We start from the raw sequence: 23,286 nt of genomic DNA, 5'->3' as shown, positions 1-23,286 counted from the left end.
GCCCGGTCATCCTCAACCTGCCGCATCTTCATGACCGCCCAGCCTTTCCGCTACCCGATTCTGACGTTCGCCCTTATCGCCATCAATATCCTGCTGTTCGTCGTGCAGGTCATCGGCGGCATGGACGCGACCGATCCCTCCTCCGACGACCTGATCCGCTGGGGCGCCAACCTGGCCGCCTACTCGCTGGACGACGAGCCCTGGCGCCTGCTGACCAGCATGTTCCTGCACGTGGGGCTGCTGCACCTGGCGCTCAATATGTACATGCTCTTCGCGTTCGGCGCGATGGCCGAGCGCCGCTTCGGGGCGATCCGCATGCTGCTGGTGTACCTGCTGTCCGGCCTGGCCGGCAGCATCGTCAGCGCGCTGTGGCATGCCGACCCGTTCAACCAGGTAGTGGCGGCCGGCGCGTCGGGCGCTTTGATGGGCCTGACCGGCGCCTACCTGGCCGACTGGCTGGTGGCGAGCTGGCACAACGATCCCCATGAAGACGTCAAGATCGGCGGGCCGCTGGTCCAGACCATCGTCATCAACCTCGTCATCGGCTCTGTCATTCCCGGCATCGACAATGCATGCCACATCGGTGGCCTGATCGGCGGCTTCCTGGTCGGCGGTGCCTTTGCGCTGGTCCCGCCGAACGCCAGCTGGCTGAAAAGCGCGCTGGCGGCCGTGGTCATCTGCGGCGCCGCCCTCGCCGCGATGGTTGCCGCGCTGCGTGTCGAGCCGTCCGAAGGACTGATCGCGCTGCGCGAGGTGCACGCCGCGGAGAAAGCGGAGCGGGAGGAGAAGGAGCAGGCCGCGCGCGCCAAGGCGCAGCGCCACGCCGCTGTCCTCGAGGAACGCAAGCGCGGCCCGCGCACCGAAACCGACGACATCGCGGCCGGCACGTCGATCGCGCTGGAACACCGGCCGCACAGCCTGTACCTGATGCCAGACAGTCAGCGCATCGCCGTCACGGCAGGCTGGAACGCGGTGCAGGTGGTGGACCTGGCCGCACGCAGCGGCGGGCCATGGATCAAGGGACCGCGCACCGAAGGCATGATGATCGGCTGCTACGACCCGCCCTGCTTCCCCAACAATCCGAATGCGCTGGCGCTGGCGCCGGATGGCCGCACCGCCTACGCCGCGTCGATGGAGACGGACGGCATCGGCATCGTCGACCTGGAGACGGGCAAGATGACGGCCGCCGTCAAGACGGGCAAGCTGCCGCGCGCACTGGTCGCCGATGCGGCGGGCCGGCGCGTCTACGTGGTCAACGACGTGGCCAACACGGTCGTGGCGGTCGACGTGGCCACCCGCAAGATCGTCGCCAGATCCGCCGTCTTCGGCAAGAATAAACTCGAGTACTACCATCCCGTGGGCATCTGGCTGGCCGCGCAGGACCGCGAGGTGTGGGTGCTGGACCAGAGCCTGTCGCGCCTGGTGGTGCTGGACGCCGCCACGCTGGCCGAAGTCGCCGAGGTCAGCATCACGTCGGGCTACATGAACGGCGCCCATTTCGACGCCGCGCGCGGCAAGGCCTGGGTGGTGGGCGTGGACGCGCTCGACCAGATCGACCTGGCCAGCAAGAAAGTGGAAAAGACGGCGCACTTCTGCCAAGGGGAGCGTGCCGTGCCGGTCGCCATCGATCGCGCTGCCAGCCGGCTGGCCCTTGCCGCGCAGGGTCGCGCGGTGGTGGTCAGCCTGCGCACGGGCTTCATCGTGGCGTCCTATCCGTACGACGGCAAACCGACCGGACTGCAGTTCGCACCGGACGGCAAGCGCCTGTACGTCATCGGCACCGATCCCCAGCGCCTGACCACGCTCGACCTGAGCGTCACCGGTGAACTGGGCGCGCCGGCCGGCGCCGACGAGTTGAAGTTCCTGTGCTCTAACCTGGACTGAACCAAGGCAGAATGGCGCAATGAAGATGCGCCAGAAAGCCGACCTGCCCACGAAAACCTGCGCCCGCTGCGGCCTGCCGTTCAGCTGGCGCAAGAAGTGGGCGCGGGATTGGGACAACGTGAAGTACTGCTCCGAGCGGTGCCGCCGCGGCGGCACCGGTTGAATCAACGCCTCAAGCCACCGCCTGCAATGCCTGCCGCGCCAGCTCGCGGGCGCCTTCGTACGATTTTACCGCCGCGATAAAGCGGCCGTTGTGGCAGAAGATCGCATCCGGCACACCCGTGACGGCGGCCAGCTCCGCATCGCGCAGGCCGGCCCACGCTTCGGGCAGGTCGGCGCGGGCGTCGAAACTCTCGGCGCTGACCGGCACCGTGTGCAGCAGGTAGCGCTGCTCGCCCAGGCTGTGGCTGATGACGAACAACACCTTCGGCATTTCCTTGCGCACCAGCTGCGTCCAGGGCAGTGCGCTGTTTTTCAGGAACAGCACCTTGCCGTCTTCCAGTGCTTCCGACTGGCGCACCTGCTGCACCGCAAGCAGCGCGCCGACGCGGTATTTGACGGCATTGGCCAGCACGTCCGCCAGCAGCGCCATCGCGCGCCGGAACTCGGCCAGGCGGAACGCTTCCGCCGGCGCGCCGTAGCCCAGCCGCTGCTCGTCCAGCCAGTTCGGATTGAACCCCGAGATCACCGCCGACAGCCCGTAGCCACCTGGCGCGTTTTTCGCGGCGCCCACGTCCGACAGGTCCAGGTACTGCACGATATCGCTGTCGATGGCGTAGGCCAATTCCCGCGCCTTGTCTTCCGACAGCTCATGCCCGCAATGCGTCGAGGCCAGGGCGCGCACGCACTGCCCGCCGAACTCGCGCCAGACCAGGCCCGCGCTCGCATACGGCACGCCGCTCTGGCGGGCGCCGCTGAACCCCTTCTGGTGATGGTCGAAGCGCCCCGTGGCCGGGTCCCAGATGCCGCCGACGTCGACGACGAAATCGGCGCTGTCGATGATGGCCTGGTCGCGGGTCCTGACGATCTCCGCTTGCGGGAACAGGATGTGCAGTACCGCGACGGCCCAGGCATCGTCGGCGTGGAACTTGCCATTGTGAGTAACTATCAGCATGAAGAACCAGATCTTTATATTTTGCAAAGAATCATCATACAGAGATCGCGTCCGGAAGGCGATGGCCGCCGCTGCCGCCGCAGCAGGACGATTATCGTAAAAGCGACATTAGATGATGATTTCTAGAACTTAGAATTGCAAATTTGAAAATACAACGATACAGTTGCGCCCCTTTTAACTGAATTAGAGTTTTCGCAATGAAGAAGTTTGCATTCGCTTTTGCTTCCCTGCTCGCCGTGACGGCAGCCCAGGCACAACAGAGCGCCGCCTCCCCGGTGCGTTTCATGGTTGGCGCCGGCCTCAGCGTCGGTGGCGACAACCTGGCCACCGTCGAGTTCACGGATGGTCACTCGGAAGACCTCAAGGCCGGCGGCCTGCTGTACCTGACGGCCGGCGCGGACTACCGCATCAGCGAGGCCTTCTCGCTGCAGGGCACGATCAACTACCACGTCAACAACAGCACCGGCGACAACGGCGACGTCCGTTTCCAGCGCTTCCCCGTTGAACTGATCGGCTACTACCACATCAACCCGCAGTGGCGCGTGGGCGCCGGCGTGCGCTACACGAACAAGCCGAAGATCTCCAGCAGCGGCGTGCTGGACGGCATGGACTTCGAGTTCGACAACACCACCAGCGGCCTGGTCGAGGCGGAATACTTCTACAGCGCCAACTTCGGCGTCAAGGTGCGCTATGTGCACGAGACGTACAAGAAGTCGGGCTACCGGGGCGACGTCAGCGGCAAGCACGTGGGCGTTTCCGCGGCTTATTACTTCTGATCCGCTTCTAATGCTGCTCCGCTGCCGCCCTGCCTTGCGCCGGCGGCAGCGTGACCTGGGCGCGCAAGCCGCCCCCGGCGCGGGCCGACAACGCCAGCGCTGCCCCCATTCCCTCCGCCAGCTCCTGCGCGATCGCCAGCCCCAGGCCACTGCCGCCCGTGGCCGCGTTGCGCGAGCCTTCCAGCCGGTAAAACGGCTGCAGCACGGCGTCCAGTTGATCGGCCGGAATGCCCGGCCCCCGATCCAGCACCGCAATCGTCACGCGTCCCGCCGCCATGCCGGCCTCGATCTCGGCCGCACCAGCAAACTTCAGCGCATTGTCGACCAGGTTCGTCGCAATCCGGCGCAGCGCCTGCGGACGTGACACCAGCGTCGCACCGATCGTGCCGCGCAACGTGACGGCCTGCCCGGCATCGGCATAGTCGGCCGCGATGGCCGCCAGCAGGGCATCCACGTCGCAACGCACCGCCGGCTCGGCCGCCGCGTGCGCGCTGCGGGCATACGCGATGCCTTCCCGGATCAGCGCCTGCATCGCGGCCAGGTCCGCCTGCCATTTGTTGCGCTCCGCATCGTCATCCATCAGCTCCGTGCGCAGGCGCATGCGCGTGACAGGCGTCTGCAGGTCGTGCGCGATGGCGGCCAGCATGCGGGTGCGCTCCTGCAGGTGGCGGGCGATGCGCGCCTGCATGGCGTTGAAGGAACGTGCCGCCTGCGCGACCTCGGCCGGCCCCTCCTCCGGCACCGGCGTTGCCGCCTGCGTGGGACTGAGGGCCTCGGCCGCCTGCGCCAGGCGGGCCAGCGGCCGCGCCGCGATGCGCACCGCCAGCCAGCACGACAGCGCCAGCACGGCCAGCTGCGCCGCCAAGAGCAGCGGCAGCCACTGCGCGAACGGCATCCCGGCGGGCGCGAAGTCGATCGCCAGCGGGGTGCCGTCGCGCAGGTCGATGACGAGGCGCCGGGGCGAGTCGGGCGGCATCGCGGCAATGTCCACCCGGTAGCGCGGCCCCAGCCACTGCGCCACGCTCGCGGCGGCTGCGTCGTCCGGCGGCGCCGCGGCGCGGCCGGCCACGGCCACACCGAGGCGATAGCGGTAGTTACGGCGATCCAGCGTGTCGAGCCACGCGCCCCGTTCGGCCGCGGGCAGGCGCTCCAGCATCGCCACCGAGCTGGCCACGTCGCGCCCCATGTACGCATACATCATCGTTTGCGACGCGCGCATGCGCTCGTACCACACCGCGCCGAACGTCAATGCCTGCGCCGCCACCAGCCCGCACAGCAGGATCGCGACCAGGCGGCCGAACAGCGTGCGCGGCCAGCGCATCATGGCAGCGGCTCGACGGCGGCGCAGAACACGTAGCCCTCGTTGCGCACCGTCTTGATGTAGCGGGCCTCGCGCGCGCCGTCGCGCAGGCGCTGGCGCAGGCGGCTCACCAGCAGGTCGATGGAGCGGTCGAAGATCTCCACGCCGCGGCCTTGCGTCAGGTTCAGCAACTGGTCGCGGTTCAGCACCCGCTGCGGGTGATCGAGCAGCACGCGCAGCAGGCGATACTCCGCGCCGCTCAAGGCCACCATCGTGCCATCCGTATCGAGCAGGTGGCGCGCCGTCGTGTCCAGGCGCCAGTCGCCGAAACGCAGCAATGGCGCGCTGTCGGCCACCTGCAGGTTGGGTGGCAGCATCCGGGTGCGCCGCAGCACCGCATGGATGCGCGCCATCAGTTCGCGTGCGGCGAACGGCTTGGTCAGGTAGTCGTCCGCGCCCATTTCCAGGCCGAGGATGCGGTCGGCTTCCTCGTCGCGCGCCGTCAGCATCAGGATCGGCAGCGCCTTGTGGCGACCGGCCCGCAGCGTGCGGCACAGGCTCAGGCCGTCCTCTCCCGGCAGCATGAGGTCCAGCACGACGAGGTCGACGGCCGTGTCCTCCAGCAGCGCGCGCAACTGGCGGCCATCGGCGGCCAGCGACACCGTAAAGCCATTCTTGCGCAGGTAGGCAGCCAGCAGTTCGCGGATCTCGCGGTCGTCGTCGACGATCAGGATATGGTCGGGTGCGTTCATACCCAGCTTTATAGCGTATTCCGGCGGCGGGGCGGCAGCGATTTATGTCGCAATGTATCCCGCGCCGCCACCGATACAAGCGCTTGCAAAACGGCCGGGGCATGGACACATCGCCGACACGTGGCGATTGTCCAATGACATCACCGGCCGCCGTGGCCGGCCACGTCACCGGGAGTCGCCATGCCACGTTCCATCCATTCCACCCTCCTGGCCGCCGCGCTGGCGCTGGCCGCCCTGCCGCTGCGTGCGGCCCCGCCACCCGAGAGCGGCCGCTGGATCACCGCCAGCGGCAACCTGGAAGTCGAGATCGCCCCATGCGGCGATGCGCTGTGCGGCACCGTGTCGAAGGTGCTGGGCAACCGCTCGATGAGCCATCCCGGCCAGCCCATGCCGGCCGCCGACAGCCGCCCCGTGCCGGGCATGCAACTGCTGACCGGGTTGCGTTCCGTCGGCGACGGCACGTGGCAGGGTCGCCTCTACAACCGCGAAAACGGCCAGACCTACGATTGCCGGTTGCGGCTGGCGGCACCGGACCGGCTGGAAGTCCAGCCTACGGGCTTGCCGGCCATGGCACCGCCGCAAGTGTGGCGCCGCGCAGCGGGAGCGATGCCATGACGGTCGACCTGCCCCTGGCCTTCTCGGCGGGGCTGCTGACGGTGGCCGCGCCCTGCATCCTGCCGATGCTGCCGATCCTGCTGGGCGCGGGCACCGGCACGGCCGGCGGTGGGCGCCTGCGCCCCGTGTTCATCGCCGCCGGCTTCGTGCTGGCGTTTGCCGGCGGCGCGCTGCTGTTCGGCGCCTTTGCCGACAGCCTGGGCCTGGCTCAGGAAGCGTTGCGCAACGGCGCCATCGTGCTGCTGGGCGTGTTCGGCATCTCGCTGTTGTGGGCCCGCCCGTTCGAACTGCTGGCGGCCCGCATCGCACCACTGCTGGACGGGATCGACATCGGCCGCCATGCGGGCCCGGGCAACCTGGGCGGACTGGTGCTGGGTGCCGGCCTGGGCATCGTCTGGACGCCCTGCGCCGGTCCCGCGTTTGCCGCGATCCTGGCGCTGGTGGCGTCGGCCCACAGTCCGGGGCGTTCCGGCCTGCTGTTGCTGCTGTTCGCCGGCGGCGCGGCCATCCCGATGCTGGCCATCGCCTATGGCGGCCAGCTGGCGCAAGCTCACGTACGCCGCGTGGCGCGCCATGCCCATGCGATTCGCCGCGTGGCCGGCGCGCTGATCGCCATCACCGCGCTGGCCATGTACTTCCAGTACGACACCCTGGCAGCCGCCTGGCTCACCAACCTTGTTTCGGAGACCTACCTATGAACACCCGCCTGATCGCCATTGCCATGACCGCTCTGCTGCACATCCTGCCCACCCACGCCGCCACGCCACCGCTGCGCGACCGCGGTCCGGCGCCGGAGCTGGCCGGCACGAAGACCTGGCTCAACTCGGCACCGCTGACGCTGCAGCAGCTGCGCGGCAAGGTCGTGCTGGTCGACTTCTGGACCTACTCGTGCATCAACTGCATCCGCACATTGCCGCACGTGGCCCGGCTGCACGAGACATACAAGAACCAGGGCCTGGTGGTGATCGGCGTGCACACGCCGGAATACCCATTCGAACGCAGCACGAACAACGTGCGGGCCGCCACCAAGCGCTTCGGCCTGACCTATCCGGTCGTGCAGGACAACGACTACGGCACGTGGAACGCTTTCAGGAACCAATACTGGCCCGCCGCCTACCTGATCGACCGCAACGGCCGCATCGTCCATACGCAGATCGGCGAAGGCGGCTATGCCGAGATGGATGCGGCGGTGCGGGCGCTGCTGCAGCGCGGCTGACCGGGTATATGGCTGTGCGGCTCAGCGCCGCAGCAGCCAGATCACCAGCGACACGACTATCGAGATGACGAGGCACGTGACGATGGGGAAATGGAAGCTGCCGCCTTCGCGCACGATATGGATGTCGCCGGGCAGGCGGCCGAACGGCAGCTTGCCCAGCCATGGCCAGGCCAGGCCGACGGCGACGACGACGAGGCCGATGACGATCAGGGCTTTCTGCACGCTAGGCTCCACGGCGGGGAAAGACGCCAGCATACCAAGTGCGGGTCAAGCGTGGCGCGAGGAGCCACCAGGGGCTGCTAAGATCGGCATTCGACCACCGCCAAACGATCGTCATGCCACCTCACCTCGGACTCGTCTGCGTCACGGTCTCGAACGAGATCAAGTACCGCACCATCACGCGCAAGCGGCTGCTGGAGCAGTCGCCGGACACGCAGCAGAAGCTGCTCGACGATATTTACCGCAGCAATATCCAGGCGTTCGATACGGCCATGCGCTACTGCGAGCGCGAAAACATCGCGCTGTACCGCATCCCGTCGTCGATCTTCCCGTTTGCGGACGACGACCTGGGCCGCGATCTGCTGGCCAGCTTCGCCGACACCCTGGCCCGCTCGGGTGCGCGGGCGCGCGAGCGCAATATCCGACTCGTCATGCATCCCGACCAGTTCGTGGTGCTCAGTTCCGACAGCGAAAACGTGGTGGCCAACAGCGTCAAGATCCTGCAGATGCATGCGGACATCATGGAGCTGCTGGGGCAGCCGCGCACGCCGTGGGCGCTGCTGGAGATCCACGGCGGCAAGGCCAACCGTACCGACAAGCTGGTCGAGAACATCGGCCGGCTGCCCGATGCCATCCGCTGTCGCCTGGGCCTGGAAAACGACGAGTACGCGTACAGCGCCGCCGAGATCCACGAGGCCTGCCTGCAGAGCGGCGTGCCGATGGTGTTCGACGCGCACCACCACATCGTGCATGAAAAACTGGACAGCTACGACGATCCCAGCGTGACGGAATGGTTTGAAAAGGCGCGCGCCACGTGGGCCGTGCCGGAACACCAGCTGGTGCACATCTCGAACGGGCGCGAATCGTTCAACGACCGCCAGCATGCGGACCTGATCGAGACGATGCCCGCGTCCTATGCGCGTGCGCCGTGGATCGAGATCGAAGCCAAGTCGAAGGAAGACGCCATTGCCCGCTTGCGGGGTTGGCAGGCGGCGGCACCCGGCTGAGCCCTCAATGAAAGGCGCTGTGCCCCGGTCGTAGTGAAGCTGGCGCCGCACTGGCGGCACCGGTAGCGCTGCAAGCCCCGGTAGACGCCGTGGCGATAGAGCCGGTCGCCCTCGCAATGGGGACAGTGACGCAGTTTACTGCCGGCTTCCGCGAGGATGGCCAGGCAGTCCGCCAGCGACGAGCAGCGATCGAAAATGGCCCGGAGTTCGTCGGCCTGCTTGCCGGTCAGCTGCGTCAACCATTGCAATACCTGGACCTGTGCGGCTTCGAATTGCTGCGCTTCCATGTCTTCTCCCCAAGCGTGGTCTGCCTGATGAGTAAGACCGCGGTCGCGCCGGGAAGTTCATTATGACCGGGGCACAGCGCCCAATGAAAACGCCGCCCGCAGGCGGCGTTCCGTATCAGGCAGCACGGCGTTCAATTGAAGAACAGGTACAGCAGCAACAGCACGATACCTGGCACGCCCAGGATCCAGGCAAGGAAGTATTTACCCATGATCGCTCTCCTTCGATGATGTCGTTATTGGTGCGCCCATCATCGGCCAGCATGGGTTGTTGCTCCGTACGTTACTGCACAATTGCAAGGCTTTATATTTTCTTCAGGGCATCGGGCTTGTGCGCGGCCTCGGCGCCCGTCTTGTCGCTGACGACGAGGTATTCCGGATTGTCGGGTGATGCCGCCACCTCGTGACCCTTGATGTGGGTGGGCGAGGTCAGTTTTTTCTTCACCGTGCCCTGCACGGCGCCTTGCGACGAGTGCCACTCCACTTTGTCGCCGGCCTTGAATGTCTGCGTCATGATGGGTTCTCCGCGATGAGATAATGGGGCTATTTGATCACGTATTCGCCCCCACCCGATGAAAATCCCAGTTCACCTGCGGGTCGCCGCCGTAGCGGCCGCGCTGCTGCCTGCCGTCGCCGGTGCCAATGACGGCATTGCCGCCGTCAGCGCCGGCGGCATCGTGTTCGGCAGGACCGATGCGGTCGCGATGAAGAAGGAAGTGCTCAACGTCAGCCATGACCTGGTCAGTGTCGACTATGAGTTCGTCAACGAGAGCGGGGCGGAGGTCGAGGAGACCATCGCGTTTCCGCTGCCGTTGTACGGGGCGACCGAGACGCCCTACCCCAACTACTACGGCCAGCCGGCGAACTTTGGCGTCACGGTGGACGGCCAGCCGGTGCCGTTCACGCCCGTGCTGCGGGCGCTGTACCACGGTGCCGACGTGACCGCCGAGCTGCGCGCGGCCGGACTGTCGAGCGAGCGCATTGCGCTGAACGAGACGTTGACGGGCCGTCCACCCCTGCCATTCACGCCGGCCCAACGCCGACTCCTGCGCGAGCGCGGGCTGCTGGCCGATGGGCTGGACGACCCGGACGAGCCCCAGTGGCAGGTGCAGATCAGCTACGTGTGGCGCCAGCGCTTTCCGGCCGGGCGGGTGGTGCGCGTGCACCACCAGTATCGCCCCTTCGTTTCCGGCGGCCCGGCGGCGTGGGTGATCGACCAGGGATTCACGCAGCGCTACTGCGCCGACGCGGCCTTCATGAAGGGCTGGCGCCGCGCCGCCAACGGCGCCGACCACCTGGCGGCCGAGCACGTCGAGTACATTCTCAAGACAGGCAATACCTGGAAGCGCGGCATCGACGATTTCACCCTCAATATCGTCAAGCGCCGGCCGGAGGAACTGGTCAGCCTGTGCTTCCCCGGCACCTTCCGCAAGGTCGACAACCTGACGTACCAGGTGCGGCTGAAGAACTTCCGTCCGGCCGACGATTTGCGCGTCTACTTCGGCAATGTCGACGGCGGCAATGGCGATCCCGGCGTACGGCCCATACTGCCCAGATAGCCGTGACGCCACCAGTTCCGCGGGCTTCTACCCCGCCAGTGTCTCGCGCGCCGCCTGGCTGATGGCCTGCGTGGCCGGATGCTTCAGCCGCCGTTCCGAGGTGATCGCATAGACCTGCTCGCGCAGGCTGGGAATCGCGCCCAGCATGACGACGCCATATTGCGCGCAGATGTGCTGGGCGATGGCACCGGGCGCGAAGAACAGGCCCGCGCCCGACTGGCCGAAAGCCTTGATCATGGCGCTGTCGTCGAATTCGCCCAGCACATGCAGGCGCGGGACGTACTCGTGCAGCCAGCGCATCAGGCGCGCATGCACGGCGAAGTCCTCGCCCGGCAGCAGCAGCGGCACGCCGTTCAGGCAGGCCGGGAACGCGCCGTCCAGCCGGGCCGCCAGCGCGGGCGCCCCGAAGACCGCCAGGTCGCTCTCCCCCAGCAGGTGGTTGAAGCCGCGCACGCTCAAGTGGCTGGGCATGGGACGGTCGGCAATGATCAGGTCCAGCTTGTGCACCGCCAGGTCGGCCAGCAGCGCCGCCAGCCGCCCTTCGCGGCACACCAGGCGGATCGGATCGGCCAGCGTGAGCGCGGGCGCGACCAGGCGGCATGCGACCGTCTTCGACACCGAGTCGGACACGCCGACGCGAAACGCCGTCGCGCTGGTGGCCGACTGGTCGCGCACGGTTTCCAGCAGCGCGTCGCCGGCGCTGAAGATGTCTTCCGCATGGCGCAGGATGCGCCAGCCCGTCTCCGTCAGTTCCAGCCGCCTGCCCACGCGGCGGAACAGCTCGACGCCCAGGCTGTCGGCAAACTCCGTCAACTGGCCGGAAATCGATTGCGGCGTGAGGTGCAGCTGGGTGGCCGCGCGCGCAATGCTGCCGGTCTTCGCCACCATCCAGAAATAGCGCAGGTGCTTGTAGTTGAGCGATGCCATGGTTCCTCCCGGCCGTAGTTCAAGCACATGGACACATCGAATTTTCCGATGAATTAAGAAATTATATTCGAATTGTACGAACGATCCATCGTCCCTACCATGAAGTTTCAACCACCACCGAGGAGGAACATCATGGCGATGCAGATCGAGATCCAATCGAACGGCCTGGAACTGACGGACAGCCTGCGGGCCTACGTCAAGCGACGCCTGCAATTTGCGCTGGGCTGGGCGCTGGCACGCCGGCTGGTCGTCTGGCTGTCCGACATCAACGGTCCCCGCGGTGGGCGCGACAAGCGCTGCAAGATCCAGGTCAGCCTGCCCAACGGCCGCAAGAGCGTGCTGATCGAGGATACGGAGGAAAACCTGTATGTGGCCATCGACAAGGCTGCCGAACGGGCCGATCATGCGGTATCGCGCCAGTTGGCGCGCCGGCGCCGCTTCACGCACGAGAAGCTGACGCCGGCCGACAGCGGCGCCACCGAAACCTGACACGCGACGCGGAGGGATCATGGACACCATCGAGAACATCGCCACCGCCCCGATGTGGGCAGGCTTCGTTGGCTTCGTGCTGGTCATGCTGGCACTGGACCTGTGGGTCTTCGGCGGCAACAAGGCCCACAAGGTCAGCGTGCGCGAAGCAGGCGCCTGGTCGCTGGGCTGGTTCACGCTGGCGCTGCTCTTCAATGCCGGCCTGTGGTGGTACCTGAAGGGTACCGTCGGGCCCGAGGTCGCCGAGCAGAAGGCGCTCGAGTTCCTGTCCGGCTACCTGATCGAAAAGGCGCTGTCGGTCGACAACGTGTTCATCTTCCTGCTGATCTTCTCCGCATTCCAGGTACGCCCCGAGTACCAGCGCCGGGTGCTGATCTACGGCGTGCTGGGTGCGATCGTCATGCGCGCCGTGATGATCCTGGCCGGCGCATGGGTCGTCAGCGAGTTCTCGTGGGTGCTGTACCTGTTCGGTGCCTTCCTGCTGGTGACGGGCGTACGCATGATGTGGGCGGCCGACCATGAGCCGGACGTGCGCAACAATCCCGTGCTGCGCCTGGCCCGGCGCGTGCTGCCGGTGGCGCCGGGCGACCATGGCGAGAAGTTCTTCGTGCGCCACAACGGCGTGCGCCATGTGACGACGCTGTTCCTCGTGCTGTTGCTGATCGAGGCCACCGACCTGGTGTTCGCGGTCGACTCGATCCCGGCGATCTTCGCCATCACGTCGGACCCGTTCATCGTGTTCACGTCGAACCTGTTCGCGATCCTTGGCCTGCGCGCGCTGTACTTCCTGCTGGCCGACATCGCGGACCGCTTCCACCTGCTCAAGTATGGCCTGGCACTGGTGCTGTGCTTTATCGGCGCGAAGATGCTGCTGCTGCCGTGGGTCCACCTGCCGGTGCACGTCTCGCTGGCGGTCGTGGCCACGCTGATCGCGGGCAGCGTGCTCGCCAGCTTGTACGTCACCCGCAACCAAACCGTTCAAAGACCGAAGGAGTAACACAATGCGCAGCTACCCCACCGACAGCCCCCGTGCTGCCGCCCGCATCCTGGCCCTGGCGACGATCGTCGACGGCGACCTGGCACCGGCCGAACTGCAGGCCCTGGCCCGCACCGGCGTGCTGCAGGACATCGACATCGACTTCGAAACGTTCCAGGACCTGCTGGGCGATCTGTGCGAGGACATGCTGATCGATGCCGCCGGCCGGCGCGACGTGGAGCTGGACCCGGAGGCGATCGACGCGATGCTGGCGGAAGTGCGTGACCCAGCGCTGCGGCGCCGCCTGCTGGCAGCCATGTCGCGCATCGCCGACGCCGACGGCGTGCTGGCCGATGCCGAGGCGACGCTGCTGGCCCACGCGGCGGCCGCGTGGTCGGGCGAGCGCCTGCCTGCAGCGGCTTGATGTGTGAAGCTGGGCGTCAGGCCGGTGCCGGCAGCGGCAGGCCTTCCGCCAGCGCCAGCCGCTCCATCGCGCTTTCCAGCAGCGTGCGGGCGCGGGCGGCGGCCAGTTCCAGTTCGCGGTGCAACGGCGCATCCGACGTACTGTCGGCCGCGCAGCGGGCGCTGTAGCGCTCGAACGATCCCACCATCAACAGCAGGTCGGCCAGGTGACGCGGGCATTCGCACGTGATGCGATTGCCGGCCGCGGTGATGGTGGCCAGCGCGCGCTCGTCGAAGCGGGTCGGCTGTACCAACGCCGGACGCTCCGGCAGCGCGACCGCCTGCCCGGCCAGCGCCGCCCGGCACAGCAACGCCAGCTCGCCCATCTCGGCGGGGACGCGCGCGACCAGGCAGCCCTGCGCGCGCAGCTCGCGGATGGTCGCGCTGGCGCAGAAGCGGTACAGCACGACGACCGCGCCGACATCCGCCTGGCGCCGCGCTGCCGCGATCTGCGGTACCGCTGCCACTTCCAGCTCGGACAACTCGACCAGCAGCACGTCCGCCGCCACGCCCGCCAGCGACGCGGCATCCTCCAGCCGGGCGCAATGACGCAGCACGTCCAGGCCCGGCAAGTGGCCCGAGGCGGCAATGCGCCGGCCCAGGCTTTCGCCAATGACGGCCACGCGCACGGGCGACGATGCCGCCGGCACGGCGGCCCGCACGCCCGTCAGGTCTTCCAGCCGCTCCATCGGCAGGCTTGTCAGCGTGCCGATCGGGTGGCCCTGGTCGACCAGCTGTTTCAGCAGCGCCAGCCGGCGCACCTGCTCGGCCGTGTAGAGGCGCTGGCCGTGCTCGGAACGCTTGGTATCGGACAGGCTGTAGCGCCGTTCCCATACCCGCAACGTCTCGACGCTGAGTCCGGCGAGGCGTGCCGCCACGCCGCTGCGATAGGCCAATGGCGGCCTGTCGGTCGTTTGCATTGCAGTGATATCGCTCATGATGAACCGTCCTTGAACCTGTGATGGACGTATATTACGCCGCTTTGTCCAGGACAAACGCACGATAGGCGTGGGATTCTGGTCTTTCCTCGGTTCAATGGCAGGGCGCGAGACGAAAAAAAGCCACCGCTTGGGTGGCTTCTGCATGTCACGTAAGTCCGCTGACGTAGCGCGAATCGCCGCGTGGCATCCCTGTCTTTCCACCCAAGAGCGGAGAGCCGGAGTCAGGCCCGCCGGTTCTGATCCCGGTTTTCGGTTTCGGGTGTAAGACATGCCTGGCGATCGGCATCCGCCCCCAGGGCCCAGAATATCGATGCAGTAGTGTCACCACATCAAATCATCGGGAATCTGGAACGCGGCATACGGATCGTCCGGGTCCACTTCGGTAGTCGGCTTGTTGACCCGCACAACCAGCGCCGGGTCGCGCTCGGCGATCTTGTCGGCGATGACGCGCGGTACCAGTTCCGTGTTCTCGCCCAGGCGCACGATGACGAGCCGGCCCGCCACCAGGTGCTCGCGCACGGCGTTCGAAACGTGGATCCGTTCGATCTTGTTCTGGAACGTGAAGTTGTAGGCAATGTCGCCATTGCCCTTGCTCTGGCGGTTCTGCTGCACCATCTGCACGATCTGCGCCATGATGGCTTTCTGCGCAGCGGCCGCATCGCGTTGCGCGTTCAGTTCGCGCGCCCGTTCGGCGTTCTTGCGCTGCAGCTCCTGCGCGGCCAGCTTGGCCTCGTCGACGCTTTGCGTGCCGGTGCGGCGTTCCGCCTTGACCTGCTTGCTCTTGTCCTGGTTGACCTGCTTGACCTTCTTCTTGTCGACCAGGCCTGCCTTGAGTAGTTGCTCCTGCAACGAAACCATCTGCTGCTCCGTAGATAACTTGGCCGGCAACGCGCCGGCCGCAAGGCGCCAGCATAGCAAATGCCGGCCGTGCGGGAGGAAACTTTGACCTGCACGGCCAGAAAGAAGATACTTGGCAACGTTGCATTCCCGATTTCACAAATTGCCATGTATTCGCATCAAGGAGAATCGTCAGTGAAGAAAGTCCTGCTGGTCACCCTGCTGGCTGCCGCATTCGCGGCCCAGGCACAGAACACCCCGGCCGCGCCGCAGTTCGATGCGCAGCGCCTGTCGCAGCACGTCAAGGTCCTGTCGTCCGACGCGTTCGAGGGCCGCGGCCCCAATACCGCCGGCGAAACCCGGACCGTCGAATACCTGGTCGAGCAGTTCAAGGCGGCCGGCCTGCAGCCGGGCGGCGACGTCGTCAACGGCAAGCGCGCCTGGACCCAGGACGTGCCGCTGGGCCGCTTCGAGATCAAGGGCCCCGTCAAACTGACCCTGAACGACGGCAAGAAGCGCGAGACTTTCACGCAGGGCGAACAGATCGCCGTGCGCGCGGCGATGAACGGCGCCAAGGTCGTCGACTTCAAGAACGCGCCGCTGGTCTTCGTTGGCTACGGCACCACGGCGCCGGAGCGTAATTGGGACGACTTCAAGGGTGTCGACTTGAAAGGCAAGCTGGCCGTGGTGCTGATCAACGACGCCGACTTCGAAACGGGCAACGGCGAGTTCGGCGGCAAGGCGATGACCTACTACGGCCGCTGGACGTACAAATACGAGGAAATGGCCCGCCGCGGCGCACTGGGCACGCTGATCGTGCACGAAACGGCGCCGGCCTCGTACGGCTGGGCGACGGTGAAGAACTCGAACACGAACGTCATGTACGACATCGTGCGCAAGGCGCCGCGGGAAGCCCATGCGCCGATGGAGGCCTGGATCCAGCGCGACGTCACCGTCGACCTGTTCAAGCGCGCCGGGCTCGATTTCGAGGCGCTCAAGAAGCAGGCGCAGGGTCGCGACTTCAAGCCGGTGCCGCTGAAGGGCATCACGTTGTCCGCGCATTACGCGGTGGACGCGCAGGTCATCAAGTCGAAGAACGTGGCCGCCCGCATCGAAGGCAGCAAGCGCCCTGACGAAACCGTGATCTACAGCGGCCACTGGGACCATCTGGGCGTGGGGCTGCCCGATGCGAAAGGCGACAAGATCTACAACGGCGCCGTCGACAACGCGACCGGCATGGCCGCCCTGTTGGAGCTGGCGCGCGCCTACGCGAAGGCCCCGGCGCCGCAGCGCAGCGTGGCGTTCCTGGCCGTGACGGCAGAGGAAAAGGGCCTGCTCGGTTCGGAGTACTACGCGGCCAATCCGCTGTACCCGCTGGAGAAGACGGTTGGCGTCATCAATATGGACGCCCTGAGCCCGTACGGCCCGGCGCGCGACTTCACCATTTCCGGCAGCGCCAAGCTGGACCTGCTGGACCAGCTGGTGGCCAAGGCGAAGGGGTACGGCATGACCTACGCGCCCGATCCGAAACCGGAAGCGGGTCACTTCTTCCGTTCCGACCACTTCCCGTTCGCCAAGCGCGGCGTGCCCGCCATCTCGTTCGGCTCCGGCGAGGACCTGGTCGACGGCGGCAAGGCGGCCGGCACGAAGCATGAGGAAACCTACGTGACCGACCACTATCACCAGCCGTCGGACGAATGGAGCGCGCAGTGGCCGTTTACCGGCATGGCGCGCGACCTCGGCCTGTTGTATGGCCTGGGCCGCGACCTGGCGGACGGGACCAGCTGGCCGAACTGGGCGAAGGACGCGGAATTCCGTACCGTGCGCGAGCAGACCGCCGCACAACGCAAGTAATCCCAGGAGGCCGGTCGGCCTCCTCCTCGCGCGGCGGCCGCCGGCCGTCGCGTTCCCGCTTCCCTGCCGCAGGCAGTCTTTTCTCCCTTTCGCTGTGGTGCCGTTACCAAAAGTGACAATGTGTGAGCATTGGCATTACTTTCCACACGTATACTTGTGTACTTTCAATGCAAGAATTTACACAAGGGAACCATGGACGCCTTCACGCTGATCGTCGCCTCCGGGCTGGCTGCCGGCATCATGGCGGCGACCATGTTCCTGCTGTATCGGGCCGGCTCGCGCGCGGCCGGCCTGGTGGACTGGTCGCTGGCGGGGCTGCTGTTCTTTGCGTCGAACGCCGTCGCGTTCGCGGCCAGCGTCACGCAGGTGTACGACGTCAGCATCGCGGCGATCGGCAACGCGCTGTACGTCGCCGGCCATTTCGGGGTGCTGGCCGGCTTGCGCCGTCACCTCGGCCTGAATCCGCGCTATGTGCTGTTGCTGGCCCTGGTGCTGGCCGCCGTGCTGGTGCACCGCACCGGGTTCGCGCAGGCGTCCGTCGCCAACCGCCTGCTGCTGTTCGCGCCCGCGATCGTGGCGATCAACGGGGCCGTCGTCTGGCATGCATGGCACGTGCCGCTGATGGTGCTGGAGCTGCTGTTCATGATGCAGATGGTGGTGCGCACCGGCTATATCGCCGTCCACCGCGGCACCACCCTGACCTTCATGGGCAGCCAGTCGCTGCAGACGCTCGGTTCGCTGTCGGTCTTCGTGTTCCTGATGGTGGCGGGCATGAGCTGTGCGCTGATCGTCATCCGGCACCAGGAACTGGCGCTGCGCAAGGCTTCGCTGACGGACAACCTGACGGGCTGGCTGAACCGGCGCGCGCTGCACGATGTGGCCGAGCGCGAGTGCCTGCGGGCGCGGCGCTCCGGCGGGCGCCTGTCGTTCCTGGCGTTCGACATCGACCACTTCAAATCGATCAACGACCGCCACGGCCACGCCGTCGGAGATAGCGCTATCTGCCACGTGACGGCCTTGGCGGCGCAAGCGCTGCGCGGCTACGACGGCTTGTTCCGGCTGGGTGGCGAGGAGTTTGCGATCCTGCTGACCGGCAGCGGCGACGACACCTTGCTCCGTATCGCCGAGCGCGTGCGCGATTCCATTGCGCGCACGCCGCTGTACGCCGAGGACAAGGCGGTCGCCATGACGGTCAGTATCGGCCTGGCCAGCTGCGCGCCGGGCGACACCGGCTGGGAAGACGCGCTGCGCCGCGCCGACCTGGCGCTGTACCGCAGCAAGCGCGAGGGACGCAACCGCGTCACCCTGGACGGCGACACCTTCTGCACGGCCGCAGCGGCCTGAACGGCAGAAAACGGTGACAGTCACCGTTTTCCGGGAATTGGGAATCGGGGACAGCCTCCAATTCCGGAATTGGGAATTGGGGACAGCCTCCAATTCCGGAATTGGGGACAGCCTCCAATTCACGCAGGCGCTATCACGCTATCGGAGGCTGTCCCCAATTTGATTCTGTAACCGCAGCGAGCGCGAGGGACGCAACCGCGTCACGCTGGAAGGCGATACCTTCTGTGCCGCCGCAGCGGCCTGAACGGCAGAAAACGGTGACAGTCACCGTTTTCCGGGAATTGGGAATCGGGGACAGCCTCCAATTCCGGAATTGGGGACAGCCTCCAATTCACGCAGGCGCTATCACGCTATCGGAGGCTGTCCCCAATTGGAGCTGCCCCCAATTTGGAGCTACCCCCAATTTGGAGGCTGTCCCCGAATTGATTTTCGAGAGAGCGTTTCCCGATCAGAACACGCGGCTGTTGGCAGAGCGCGTGCGTTCGCCGAACGTCTTGTACGCATCCACGGCCGAGTACACCACCATGCCGACGAACAGCGCCGGGCCGATGCAAGCCAGCGCGATGACGGCGCGGCTGTTGGGTGAAGGCGGCGGGCCGAAGGCATTCGGCCCTTCGTCGCCCTTGCCCAGGGCCAGCCATAAGGTGACCACGATATTCAAGAGCGGCACCAGCAGCAGCACGCCCCACCAGCCGGATTTGCCCATATCGTGCAGGCGGCGGCGGGCGATGACGAGATTGGCCGCCGCCATCAGCGTGCCGACCAGTACCTGCATCAGCCCGGCGGCGACGGCCGGCCCCGCGCCGATGGCACCCAGCAGCGCTCCCAGAACGATCGCGGCCAGCAGCAGCACGATCATGGCGCCGAAGCTGTAGGCCAGATAACGCACGCGGCCGATGCGGCCATGCAGGTCGAACGGCCGCGGCACTTGCACGGCGCCGGCCGGTGCGGCGGGAAAATCGGTCAATCTTACCTCCAGTGCAATGGTCGGGATATATCATCCTAGCCGAAAGCGCCGGGCCGTGCCGGACGACTGTCGCGCCGCTTCGGCAAGGCTGGCCCGGGTCAGCGATCGAGCGCCAGGAAGCCGTCGATGACGGGGCCGAGGACCGTGACTGGTCCCCACCACCAGCTCGCCCCGGCGATGGCGACCATGCTCACCATGACAATGGCCGCGAGCCCCTTGTCGAGCTTTCCTGGCAGTGCGGGCGCGGGACCGAAGCGGTTGGGCATGGCATTGCCGGGAGCAATCAACAGGTACACCGTCGTGACCACGCCGCCGTATGGCACCAGCCAGAGCAGCGCCCATGCCCCCGAGCGCCCCAGGTCATGCAGCCGCCAGACCGAGACGATCGCCGCAGCCACCTGTTGCCAGATGACCAGACCTACCCCCAGCCACACGATGAAGAGGTGAATCCCACCCCGGTGGCTGCGCAGCAGCAGGCACAGCAGCAGCAGCACCACGAAAGCACTGACGACGGTCGCGGCAAGCAGGTTCAGGTAGCGCAGCCGGCCGACCCTCGCAACCACGCGGGGCAGTCGAGGCTTGGGCGTGAGTACGGGATCGGCTTGCATCAGAGGTGGACCCAGGGATCCTGCGGCACCGGCTGGACCAGCAGCAGATATGCCACGCCCGCGACGGTCAGCACAACGACAATGCCCGCCAGCACGTTAACGGGGACGCTGTTGGCGACTGGCGGTGCGCCATGGCGATTGGCGCCGGGTTCCCCCTTGCCGAACAGCAGCCACAGCAGCACTGCCATGTTCAGCAGCGGTGCCAGCAGCAGCAAGGCAAGCCACCCGCTGTAACCCATGTCCATCAGCCGCCGCCGCGCCAGCGCCAGCGTGGCTACTCCCAGCAGCAGGAACGACAGCAGCATGGCAATAACCTGCGACAGCAGGACCCACGGGGTGGCGCGCAAGGCCAGCCCGGCCGCGGCACCCAGCACGACGCTGAGCCAGAAGGCGGCGGCCGAGTAGTTGATATAGCGCAGCCGGCCGATGCGGCCCGACCAGGCGAACAGCCGGGGCGATTGCAAGGTCAGCGGTGACAAAGCGGTAAAACCGGTCAAAGTTGCTCCCTTATGTTTTCAATCAGAAAATGATACTTATTTTGCAACTTTGCAGCTACTGCTTTTTGTCGAGGCAACACTCTGGAAATCCGTCGTGGCGGCCGTCGGGAGCCAGCAACAAAGCCAGCTTGTTGATGACTTTTTGGGCAAAAGCACGTACCATGTTTTCCTACCCGCAATAAATATTGCATTTCATACACTCCCCAGGCAGTTCCGTGGCATTCAACGATATGGCGCACTGGCGCACTCAGATCTTCTCCCAACTGCTGTCCATCGTGACGGTATTGGGCATCGTCGCGGCCGTGCCCAGCATCGCGCTGGCGCTGCACGAAGGACTGCTGGCGATCGTCCTGACCGATATCGCGGCGCTGGCCTGGCTGCTGGGCGTGTGGCGCGCGCGCTGCCTGTCGTACACGGCGCGCGTCGTCAACCTGCTGGCGATCCTGTACTTCGTCGGCGTCGGCCTGATGCTGACCGTTGGCCCCGTCAGCCAGGTGTACCTGCTGGCGCCGCCCGTGCTGGGTGCGGTGCTGCTGGGCCTGTGGCCGGCGATCTTCGCGCTGTTCCTGGGTGCCGGCACCGTGCTGGTCCTCGGCCTGACGGGCCATGCGCGCCTGTACGTGACCGGCATGCCGGAGCACGCGCTGGCGCCGTCGCTGGTCGTCACCCTCAATTTCCTCTGCGTGGGCCTGTTGCTGACAATTTCGTCGAGCGCCCTGCTGCAACGGCTGGCACGTTCCCTGAAGGACCTGCGCGGCCACGCGGAATCGCTGCAGCACAACCGCGACCGGCTGGCCGCCGTCAACGCCGAGTTGCGCCTGACGTCCGCCGCCGTCGCGCGCCTGAACGAGATGGTGATGATCGCCGAAGCGGTGCCGGGTACCGCGGCCGAACAACCCATCATCTTCGTCAACGACGCCTTCCTGCGCCGCACCGGCTATACCCGCGATGAGCTGATGGGCCAGAGCATGCGCCTGATGCACGGCCCCCTGACGGATGCACTGGAAGTGCAGCGCGTCGTGGAGGCCATGCGCCGCGTCGAATCCGTGACCGCGGAGCTGACGAACTACACGAAGGCGGGCGAACCTTACCTGGTCGAGATGGAGATGGTACCGTTCGCCGACGAAGGCGGCACCAACACGCACTGGGTCGTCGTGGGCCGCGACATCACGGAGCGCAAGCGCGCGGCCGACGCGATCCACAACCTGGCCTTCTACGACGTGCTGACCGGCCTGCCGAACCGGCGCCTGCTGATGGACCGGCTCGAGCGCATGCTGGCCGGTGCGCAGCGCGAGCAGCGCTGCGGCGCCGTCATCTTCATCGACCTCGATCACTTCAAGTACATCAACGACGCGCGCGGCCATGCCACCGGCGACTCGATGCTGCGCAAGGCCGCCCAGCGCCTGACGCAGCTGGTGCGCTCGGACGATACCGTGGCGCGCCTGGGCGGCGACGAATTCGTCGTACTGCTGCAGGACCTGGGCCGCGATGTCGACGCCGCCACCCACGCGGCGCTGGCGATGGCCGAACGCATCCGCGACGCCATCCGCAAGAGCTTCGAGATCGACGGGCAGTCCTATACGTCGTCGGCCAGCATCGGCGTGGCCGTGCTGCCGCGCGCCGGCCAGACGGTGCAGGACCTGCTGCGCGAGGCGGACATCGCCATGTATCGTGCCAAGGCCGAGGGCCGCAACGGCGTGGCGCTGTTCGAGTCGACCATGCGCGCCGAGGTGGAACGGCGCCTGACGATGGAACGCGACCTGTCGATGGCGCTGGAAAACGGCGAGCTGCAGATGCACCTGCAGTTGCAGGTCAGCCGCGACACGACGCCCGTCGGCGCGGAGCTGTTGATGCGCTGGCGCCGTGGCGATGGCACCCACATTCCGCCGGACGTGTTCATTCCCGTCGCCGAAGCGACGGGCCTGATCGTGCCGCTGGGCCGCTGGGCCCTGCGCCAGGCGTGCCTGGCCTGGCTGCGCCTCGAGGCCGAAGGCCAGGCGCTGCCGCTGTCCGTCAACGTCAGCCCTTCGCAGTTCCGCCAGGCCGACTTCGTCGCGGACGTGCGCCAGATCCTGGCCGAGACTGGCGCGCCGGCCACGCAGCTCATCTTCGAGGTGACCGAAGGCCTCCTGATCGAGAACCTGGACGACACCATCGAGCGCATGCACGAACTGGCGCAGCTGGGCATCCGCTTCTCCATCGACGATTTCGGTACCGGCTATTCCAACCTGGCGTACCTGAAACGCATGCCGCTGTACGAACTGAAGATCGACCGCAGCTTCATCCACGACATGCCGGGCGACGCCAACGGCACCGCGATCGTGCAGTCGATCATGGCGATGGCGGGCCACCTGGGCCTGCGGGTCGTCGCCGAAGGCGTCGAGACACACGAGCAGGCCGCGTTCCTGGCCGAACATGGCAGTCCCGGCATGCAGGGCTACCTGTTCGCCCGGCCGATGCCGCTGAAGGACATGATCGCGCTGCTGGGTACATCCTCCGACGCCTAGCCCCGCGGCTTGTCCCGGAAAACGGTGACAGTCACCATTTCAGGAATAGAAAACGGTGACTGTCACCGTTTTTGCACATCGTTTTCCCACCTTTTTTCCGGTCTTTCCGCCGTCCGATTGAGCAATCTCAAGACACACTTTATTTTGGCGG

At 66.6% G+C, this 23,286-nt stretch carries 27 protein-coding genes; 15 read left to right on the top strand and 12 right to left on the bottom strand.

Features of this window, described 5'->3' with window-relative positions; all coding sequences use genetic code 11:
* Window positions 1-30: 30 nt before the first annotated feature.
* Both PX653_RS25480 and PX653_RS25475 read left to right on the top strand, forming a co-directional pair.
* Complete coding sequence (locus PX653_RS25480; protein ID WP_277415440.1) at window positions 31-1,884, top strand: rhomboid family intramembrane serine protease; 1,854 nt, start codon at window positions 31-33, stop codon at window positions 1,882-1,884.
* A gap of 19 nt (window positions 1,885-1,903) precedes the next feature.
* On the top strand, window positions 1,904-2,047 hold the full coding sequence (locus PX653_RS25475) for a DUF2256 domain-containing protein (RefSeq protein ID WP_277415439.1): 144 nt from the start codon (window positions 1,904-1,906) through the stop codon (window positions 2,045-2,047).
* 9 nt (window positions 2,048-2,056) lie between these two features.
* Here the strand turns inward: PX653_RS25475 and PX653_RS25470 are convergent, their stop codons facing one another.
* A complete protein-coding gene (locus PX653_RS25470; RefSeq protein WP_277415438.1) occupies window positions 2,057-2,998 on the bottom strand; it encodes an MYG1 family protein in 942 nt (313 codons plus the stop codon).
* Between the two features lie 197 nt (window positions 2,999-3,195).
* Here PX653_RS25470 and PX653_RS25465 point away from each other — a divergent pair, with 197 nt between their 5' ends.
* Window positions 3,196-3,774 carry an outer membrane beta-barrel protein gene (locus tag PX653_RS25465; RefSeq protein ID WP_277415437.1) on the top strand — a complete coding sequence of 193 codons (579 nt, stop codon included), beginning with the start codon at window positions 3,196-3,198 and terminating at the stop codon, window positions 3,772-3,774.
* A 7-nt stretch (window positions 3,775-3,781) separates the two neighbouring features.
* On the opposite strand, the gene PX653_RS25460 is transcribed toward PX653_RS25465, so the two are convergent.
* Window positions 3,782-5,098: an ATP-binding protein gene (locus tag PX653_RS25460; RefSeq protein WP_277415436.1), complete on the bottom strand. Its 1,317-nt coding sequence runs from the start codon at window positions 5,096-5,098 to the stop codon at window positions 3,782-3,784.
* Window positions 5,095-5,826, bottom strand: coding sequence for a response regulator (locus PX653_RS25455; RefSeq protein ID WP_277415435.1), 732 nt, complete (start codon window positions 5,824-5,826; stop codon window positions 5,095-5,097). The genes PX653_RS25460 and PX653_RS25455 overlap by 4 nt, the downstream gene beginning before the upstream one ends.
* Window positions 5,827-6,006: 180 nt before the next feature.
* Here PX653_RS25455 and PX653_RS25450 point away from each other — a divergent pair, with 180 nt between their 5' ends.
* The 3 genes from PX653_RS25450 to PX653_RS25440 are packed head-to-tail and all read left to right on the top strand — an operon-like array spanning window position 6,007 to window position 7,657.
* Entirely contained in the window at window positions 6,007-6,441 is a 435-nt protein-coding gene (locus tag PX653_RS25450; protein WP_277415434.1) for a DUF2147 domain-containing protein, read from the top strand.
* Window positions 6,438-7,139, top strand: a complete 702-nt coding sequence (locus tag PX653_RS25445) for a cytochrome c biogenesis CcdA family protein (RefSeq protein WP_277415433.1) — start codon at window positions 6,438-6,440, stop codon at window positions 7,137-7,139. Before PX653_RS25450 ends, PX653_RS25445 begins: the two co-directional genes overlap by 4 nt.
* Entirely contained in the window at window positions 7,136-7,657 is a 522-nt protein-coding gene (locus PX653_RS25440; RefSeq protein WP_277415432.1) for a thioredoxin family protein, read from the top strand. The genes PX653_RS25445 and PX653_RS25440 overlap by 4 nt, the downstream gene beginning before the upstream one ends.
* Window positions 7,658-7,678: 21 nt before the next feature.
* Here the strand turns inward: PX653_RS25440 and PX653_RS25435 are convergent, their stop codons facing one another.
* On the bottom strand, window positions 7,679-7,879 hold the full coding sequence (locus tag PX653_RS25435) for a DUF2905 domain-containing protein (protein ID WP_277415431.1): 201 nt from the start codon (window positions 7,877-7,879) through the stop codon (window positions 7,679-7,681).
* A gap of 113 nt (window positions 7,880-7,992) precedes the next feature.
* On the opposite strand from PX653_RS25435, the gene uvsE reads away from it, so the two are divergent.
* The gene (uvsE, locus tag PX653_RS25430; RefSeq protein WP_277415430.1) at window positions 7,993-8,883 is read left to right on the top strand and encodes a UV DNA damage repair endonuclease UvsE; all 891 of its coding nucleotides are present in this window, start codon (window positions 7,993-7,995) and stop codon (window positions 8,881-8,883) included.
* On the opposite strand, the gene PX653_RS28435 is transcribed toward uvsE, so the two are convergent.
* Window positions 8,790-9,017: an IS1/IS1595 family N-terminal zinc-binding domain-containing protein gene (locus tag PX653_RS28435; protein ID WP_443094354.1), complete on the bottom strand. Its 228-nt coding sequence runs from the start codon at window positions 9,015-9,017 to the stop codon at window positions 8,790-8,792. The genes uvsE and PX653_RS28435 overlap by 94 nt on opposite strands.
* Between PX653_RS28435 and PX653_RS25425 the strand changes: the two genes are divergently transcribed.
* Window positions 8,973-9,236, top strand: coding sequence for a hypothetical protein (locus PX653_RS25425; protein WP_277415429.1), 264 nt, complete (start codon window positions 8,973-8,975; stop codon window positions 9,234-9,236). The genes PX653_RS28435 and PX653_RS25425 overlap by 45 nt on opposite strands.
* A gap of 235 nt (window positions 9,237-9,471) precedes the next feature.
* On the opposite strand, the gene PX653_RS25420 is transcribed toward PX653_RS25425, so the two are convergent.
* Entirely contained in the window at window positions 9,472-9,681 is a 210-nt protein-coding gene (locus PX653_RS25420) for a hypervirulence associated TUDOR domain-containing protein (RefSeq protein WP_277415428.1), read from the bottom strand.
* 58 nt (window positions 9,682-9,739) lie between these two features.
* Between PX653_RS25420 and PX653_RS25415 the strand changes: the two genes are divergently transcribed.
* Window positions 9,740-10,726: a DUF4424 family protein gene (locus PX653_RS25415; protein WP_277415427.1), complete on the top strand. Its 987-nt coding sequence runs from the start codon at window positions 9,740-9,742 to the stop codon at window positions 10,724-10,726.
* 27 nt (window positions 10,727-10,753) lie between these two features.
* Here the strand turns inward: PX653_RS25415 and nhaR are convergent, their stop codons facing one another.
* Window positions 10,754-11,653, bottom strand: a complete 900-nt coding sequence (gene nhaR / locus PX653_RS25410) for a transcriptional activator NhaR (protein ID WP_277415426.1) — start codon at window positions 11,651-11,653, stop codon at window positions 10,754-10,756.
* A gap of 132 nt (window positions 11,654-11,785) precedes the next feature.
* On the opposite strand from nhaR, the gene PX653_RS25405 reads away from it, so the two are divergent.
* From PX653_RS25405 to PX653_RS25395, 3 genes are read left to right on the top strand one after another with little or no spacing between them, the layout of a single operon-like run.
* Window positions 11,786-12,142 carry an HPF/RaiA family ribosome-associated protein gene (locus PX653_RS25405; RefSeq protein ID WP_277415425.1) on the top strand — a complete coding sequence of 119 codons (357 nt, stop codon included), beginning with the start codon at window positions 11,786-11,788 and terminating at the stop codon, window positions 12,140-12,142.
* A gap of 19 nt (window positions 12,143-12,161) precedes the next feature.
* Window positions 12,162-13,139 (top strand): TerC family protein, encoded by a 978-nt coding sequence (locus tag PX653_RS25400; RefSeq protein ID WP_277415424.1) that lies wholly within the window; start codon window positions 12,162-12,164, stop codon window positions 13,137-13,139.
* A 4-nt stretch (window positions 13,140-13,143) separates the two neighbouring features.
* Window positions 13,144-13,542, top strand: a complete 399-nt coding sequence (locus PX653_RS25395; RefSeq protein ID WP_277415423.1) for a TerB family tellurite resistance protein — start codon at window positions 13,144-13,146, stop codon at window positions 13,540-13,542.
* Between the two features lie 16 nt (window positions 13,543-13,558).
* Here PX653_RS25395 and PX653_RS25390 read toward each other — a convergent pair whose 3' ends face one another.
* Together PX653_RS25390 and PX653_RS25385 are read right to left on the bottom strand one after the other, a co-directional pair.
* Window positions 13,559-14,518, bottom strand: a complete 960-nt coding sequence (locus tag PX653_RS25390) for a MerR family transcriptional regulator (protein WP_277415422.1) — start codon at window positions 14,516-14,518, stop codon at window positions 13,559-13,561.
* A gap of 324 nt (window positions 14,519-14,842) precedes the next feature.
* On the bottom strand, window positions 14,843-15,379 hold the full coding sequence (locus PX653_RS25385; protein WP_277415421.1) for a DUF2058 domain-containing protein: 537 nt from the start codon (window positions 15,377-15,379) through the stop codon (window positions 14,843-14,845).
* Between the two features lie 174 nt (window positions 15,380-15,553).
* Between PX653_RS25385 and PX653_RS25380 the strand changes: the two genes are divergently transcribed.
* The gene (locus PX653_RS25380) at window positions 15,554-17,212 is read left to right on the top strand and encodes a M28 family metallopeptidase (RefSeq protein ID WP_277415420.1); all 1,659 of its coding nucleotides are present in this window, start codon (window positions 15,554-15,556) and stop codon (window positions 17,210-17,212) included.
* Window positions 17,213-17,404: 192 nt separating this feature from the next.
* A complete protein-coding gene (locus PX653_RS25375) occupies window positions 17,405-18,556 on the top strand; it encodes a GGDEF domain-containing protein (protein WP_277415419.1) in 1,152 nt (383 codons plus the stop codon).
* Window positions 18,557-19,004: 448 nt separating this feature from the next.
* On the opposite strand, the gene PX653_RS25370 is transcribed toward PX653_RS25375, so the two are convergent.
* From PX653_RS25370 to PX653_RS25360, 3 genes are all read right to left on the bottom strand, one after another.
* Window positions 19,005-19,523 carry a DUF805 domain-containing protein gene (locus PX653_RS25370; protein WP_277415418.1) on the bottom strand — a complete coding sequence of 173 codons (519 nt, stop codon included), beginning with the start codon at window positions 19,521-19,523 and terminating at the stop codon, window positions 19,005-19,007.
* Window positions 19,524-19,621: 98 nt separating this feature from the next.
* Window positions 19,622-20,131: a DUF805 domain-containing protein gene (locus PX653_RS25365; protein WP_277415417.1), complete on the bottom strand. Its 510-nt coding sequence runs from the start codon at window positions 20,129-20,131 to the stop codon at window positions 19,622-19,624.
* Window positions 20,131-20,628 carry a DUF805 domain-containing protein gene (locus PX653_RS25360; RefSeq protein ID WP_277415416.1) on the bottom strand — a complete coding sequence of 166 codons (498 nt, stop codon included), beginning with the start codon at window positions 20,626-20,628 and terminating at the stop codon, window positions 20,131-20,133. Before PX653_RS25360 ends, PX653_RS25365 begins: the two co-directional genes overlap by 1 nt.
* 215 nt (window positions 20,629-20,843) lie before the next feature.
* On the opposite strand from PX653_RS25360, the gene PX653_RS25355 reads away from it, so the two are divergent.
* Window positions 20,844-23,135, top strand: coding sequence for a putative bifunctional diguanylate cyclase/phosphodiesterase (locus PX653_RS25355; RefSeq protein ID WP_277415415.1), 2,292 nt, complete (start codon window positions 20,844-20,846; stop codon window positions 23,133-23,135).
* Window positions 23,136-23,286: the final 151 nt, after the last annotated feature.

Origin of the sequence: Pseudoduganella chitinolytica (assembly GCF_029028125.1) — a bacterium.
GTDB lineage: Bacteria > Pseudomonadota > Gammaproteobacteria > Burkholderiales > Burkholderiaceae_D > Rugamonas > Rugamonas chitinolytica.
The sequence above is the reverse complement of the archived record's forward strand: the minus strand, read 5'-3'. Positions and strand labels throughout refer to the sequence as shown.